Origin of the sequence: Achromobacter sp. K91 (genome assembly GCF_003576205.1) — a bacterium.
GTDB lineage: Bacteria > Pseudomonadota > Gammaproteobacteria > Burkholderiales > Burkholderiaceae_B > Achromobacter > Achromobacter aegrifaciens.
The window spans coordinates 1-4,381 of record NZ_QWFB01000088.1; the positions used below are offsets into that span (position 1 = coordinate 1).

Here is a 4,381-nt window from a genome sequence, read left to right on the forward strand (position 1 = left end):
AGATGTGTATAAGAGACGGGTGATGGAGTATGAGGATATGAAGAGGGCGTTGGCGGAGGTTAGTGATGGGTTGCCGGGGGAGAAGGCGCAGTAGCAGGTTCTGTTTCTGAAGGTTCAGGTTCTTGAGACGCCAGTCGCAGCGGCGGGGCCAGAGGCGCGGGGCAACGATTGCGGTCCGGAGCCTTCGCTCCGGACTTCCCCTTCGTCATCTTCGTCACCGCCTTCGGCGGTTCCTTCAGATTCCCTCGGGCTTATCGACGCCCCGCGCCTCTGGCCCCGCCGCCGCGACTGGCTCTGCTGGTTGAAACTTCCTGGCCCCGAGGACGAACGGTGTGCTTAGGGTTCTCGCCGCCGGTGGGGTTTGGCGATGGATCTTGCGGGGCCCGCCCCCGGCCGGCCGCGCAGGCGGCCTCTGGGGGCTTACGCGGTGTCTTGCGATTCCCGATGGCGCTGCGCGCTGGTGGGGAGTGATCGTGGATATCACGGGCACTTTTTCGTGACGGCCCATCAAAGCCCGTTGGCAAGTCAATCGCCACTTGAACTCCAAAACCGGATGGGTGGCGCGCGTACGGGTCTTCATGCACAAACGGCTGCCCGCCGCGCGCCACCCATCACCGCCCCTCCCCCCTGACGGCGACGCCAGAAGAAATCCAATCGAGGCATGCGCGCCAGCGATCACAATCACACTTCAAATAATGACGTATGTATTAATCGGCCGCCCGCGCGGCCGATTAATACGGGCAGCCCAAGACTCTCCGCCGACCACAGCTCTAGCAACGCAACAAGCCAAGACGCACGCAGCCCGCGGCGCGGGCGACCTACGAAGACTCGCGGGACCTACGAAGACTCGTGGGACCTACGAAGACTCGTGGGACCTACGAAGACTCGTGGGACCTACGAAGACTCGTGCGCACTCATAGCGCCCAACAAGCCCCAAGAAGACCCAAACGAACCCACGAAGATCAAAGCCCGTTCTGCTTGAACCAATCCAACATCCGCGTCCAAGCCTGCTCCGCCTCAGCCTTCCGATAAGAAGGCCGATAATCCGCATGAAACGCATGCGGCGCGTCCGGATACACATCGATCCGCGAAGCCTTCGCCGCCGCCGGCCCCTGCGCCAGTTCCAGCCGCATCTTGTCCACGTCCGCCATCGAAATCCCGGCGTCCTTGCCGCCATAGGCTCCCAGCACCTTCGCCTTCAGGTCGTTCACCTGGCTCAGCACCGATTTGGGCTTCAGTTCCGAAGGCTGCCCGCCCAACTGGCCGTACCAGGCCGCGCCGGCCTTGAGCTTCGGGTTGTGGGCCGCGTACAGCCAGACCTGGCGGCCGCCCCAGCAAAAGCCCACGATGCCCAGCCGGTCCGGATTGCCGCCGTTGGACGTGGCCCAGGCCGCGGTCGAGTCCAGGTCGGACATCACCTGCGCGTCCGGGACCTTGCCGATGATTTCCGCCTGCAACTTGGGGATCTCGGTGTACTTGGACGGATCGCCCTGGCGCGCGAACAGCTCGGGCGCGATGGCCAGATAGCCCTGGTGGGCCAGCCGCCGGCACACGTCCTGGATGTACTCGTGCACCCCGAAAATCTCCGACACCACCAGCACCGTGGGCAGGTCCTTCTTGCCCTTGGGCGCCGCGCGGTATGCCGGCATCTTGCCGTCCTTGACCGGGATGTCCACCTTGCCGGCGACAAGGCCGTTGACGTCCGTGGTGATCGTGGTCTGCGCCACGGCCTGTCCGGCCGCCAGCGAAAACCCCGTCGCCACCGTGGTGGCCATGAAACCCCGCCGGTTCAGCCGCAGGGGCGGCAGCAGGCTGTCGAAGTGCGCGTCCTGGTCATTCATCGAGAATCTCCTGGCAAAAAGCTGGCAGGGGCGGCTGGACGCCGCCTTCCGGACCAGCCTGGTTCACTTCAGGGAGAAGTCCACGCGCGAGGGTTGCCCCTCGTCCTTGATGCCATCCGCGTCCAGTTGCGGCGCAACGATGAACACGCGATCCGCGAGTCCTTCCTGGGCTTGCAGCTTCTCATAAACCGCCTGCGCGCGCGCATCGGCCAGTTGGCGCAACTGCTCGTCGCCCACCGGCGCCACGCTGCGCAGCATCTCCTCCATCTGCGCCGCCGGCACGGATTTGGACATGCCGATGAAGTTGCGCGGCTTGTCCTTGATGTCCGTGTCGTCGTAGACCTCTTCCAGATACTTGGCGCGCTCCGCACCCGAAACCTCGACGCCGGCCGGGTTCGGCTTCTTGCCGCGCGGCGCGACGTCCGCGGCCTTGGCGGCGCGGATCTTGGCGTCGACCCAGGCCTGGCGCAGGCCTTCCATGTCGGTCTTGGGATCGGCGCGGCCGCTGATGTCCATCTTCAGGGCCGGACGGTCCGTCAGCGCCTTGGTCAGCGTGTCGATGCGCTGCAGGCTGTCCTCGGTCAGCGCCGCGCTGCCCGGCGCGAACTCCACGTAGGACAGTTCTTCCCCGCCGCCGAAGGCCGAGGCCAGCAGACTGAAGGGCGAAGTCACCGCCTTGACCACCAGGTTCAGCAGCACGCGCACCACGATGCCGCCCACCGAGAACTCCGGATCGTCAAGCGAACCGGAAATCGGCAGGTTGATGTCGATGTTGCCGCGCGAGTCCTTCAGCAAGGCCACGGCCAGCAGCACCGGCAGCTTGGTCGCGTCGGGACTGTTGGTCTTGTCGCCGAAGGTCAGCTGGTTCAGCACCACATGGTTGGTGGCTTGCAGCGCGCGGTCCTTGATCTTGTATTCCAGGTCCACCGAGAGCTTGCCGCGCTTGATGGGGTAGCCCACGTACTTGGCCGAATAGGTATTGAAGCGCGGCAGGTCCACGCCCTTGGCCGAAGCCTTCAGGTCCAGCGACAGGTACTTGGCGAAAGGCTGCACCACCCCGCTGATCGACAGCGGCGCGGTGGTGTAGACGCGCCCGGTAACCTTGACCTTGGCGGGCTGGGGATTGGTGGACGACACCGCCGTGATCGAACCTTCGATGCTGGAGAGCTCGGCCACGTAGTTGGGCTTGACGAAGCGGTCCGTGAAGGTCATGCGGCCGCGGTTCAAGGTGACGCTGTTAACCGAGATGTCCGGCATGCCCCCGCCCCCCTTGGCGGCGGGCGCGGCGGGTGGCGGCGCGGCGCTGCGGCCAGGCGTCTGGGTGTCCTGGGTGATGGAGCCCCCGGCCTGGCCGGGAGCCGCCACCAGGTCCATGACATTCAGGCGACCTTGGGCGTTGAGCAGCACGCGGCCGTAGAAATCCTCGAGCGCGATGTCGCCCAGCTTGGCGCCGATCTTGTCGCCCGCCACCGAGATGTCCATGCCGGTAAAGCCCAGGCGCTTCCAGTTCAGGAAGTCATCCTTGTTGACTCGGTCCTGCAGGTCCACGCCGGTGACTTCGACGCCGCCCTTCCAGCTGGCCTTCATCGGCGCCGAACCGGCCGCGGCGGCGAACTCCGCGTTGCCCTTGGCGCCCAGCGTGATGGCGCGCACCGTGGCGTTCAGGCTGGAGGCCGCATAGGGCGCAAAGGACGCGACGTTCAGTTCCGACAGGTCCACGGAGGTTTTCACCGTCAGCGGCTGTGGCGTGAACGCGCCCTTGAGATCGAGCTTGCCATTGCCCTGGATGCCGGCGGCGGCCAGGGTGAAATTGCTCTGGCCCGGTCCCATGGCCAGGCGGTCGGCGGTCACGCGCAGGCTTTGCAGCGCGATGTCCACGGCGGGCTTGAGGGATTCGTCGCGGGCCTTGAATTGGGTCAGGTCGGCCTGCACGGCGCTGGCGGATGCATCCACCGCGCCGTTCGTTTCCTTCACATGAACTTGCGCGCTGGCGGCCAGGCGGCCATCCAGCAGCGCGATCGGCGCCGCGTTGCGCACGGCCGGCGCCAGGGGCGCCAGCGCAATGTTGCCCAAGCGCACGCCCAGTTCCAGCGACAGCGGCTTCAGGACCAGCGGCCCTTTGGCGCGCAGCCAGCCGCCGTCGGTGCTGTTGTCCATGGTCAGCCACAAATTGATGGGCTGGCCGGACACCTGCGGCAGGGCCACGCCCTCGACCGTCGCGGCCAGGCCGGTCATCACGTAGTCCAGCTTGCTGACCGCGTCGGTGACGTAGACCTCGCCTTCGTGCAGATTGAAGGCATCCAGCTCGACCTTCCATTCAGCGGGCGCGGGCGCCGGCTGAGGCGCGGCGGCGTCCACGGCCGGGGTTCCTGCCGGAGTCGTGGCGGGCGGAGCGGCGGGCGCTCCCGCGGCGGGCGCTCCCGCGGCGGCGGCCGCTGCTGCAGGCGCAGCGCCCTTGGCGGAGGGGTCCGAGGTTGCGCCCGCTGCGGCCGGCGCGCCCTGGGCCTGGGGCTGGGCCGGGGCCGCGGCGGGGCCGGCCC

The 4,381-nt window shown here is 66.9% G+C and carries 2 protein-coding genes; both read right to left on the minus strand.

Annotated elements, in window-relative coordinates; translation table 11 throughout:
- Positions 1-962 precede the first annotated feature (962 nt).
- Complete coding sequence (locus tag DXK93_RS31730; protein ID WP_119452207.1) at positions 963-1,841, minus strand: dienelactone hydrolase family protein; 879 nt, start codon at positions 1,839-1,841, stop codon at positions 963-965.
- A 63-nt stretch (positions 1,842-1,904) separates the two neighbouring features.
- A partial coding sequence (locus DXK93_RS31735) for a DUF748 domain-containing protein (protein WP_119452208.1) occupies positions 1,905-4,381 on the minus strand: 2,477 nt, incomplete at its 5' end.

What these genes read in the sequence shown, in the direction of transcription:
- DXK93_RS31730 (WP_119452207.1), bottom strand. Translation starts at nt 1,841, where the DNA reads ATGAATGACCAGGACGCGCACTTCGACAGCCTGCTGCCGCCCCTGCGG.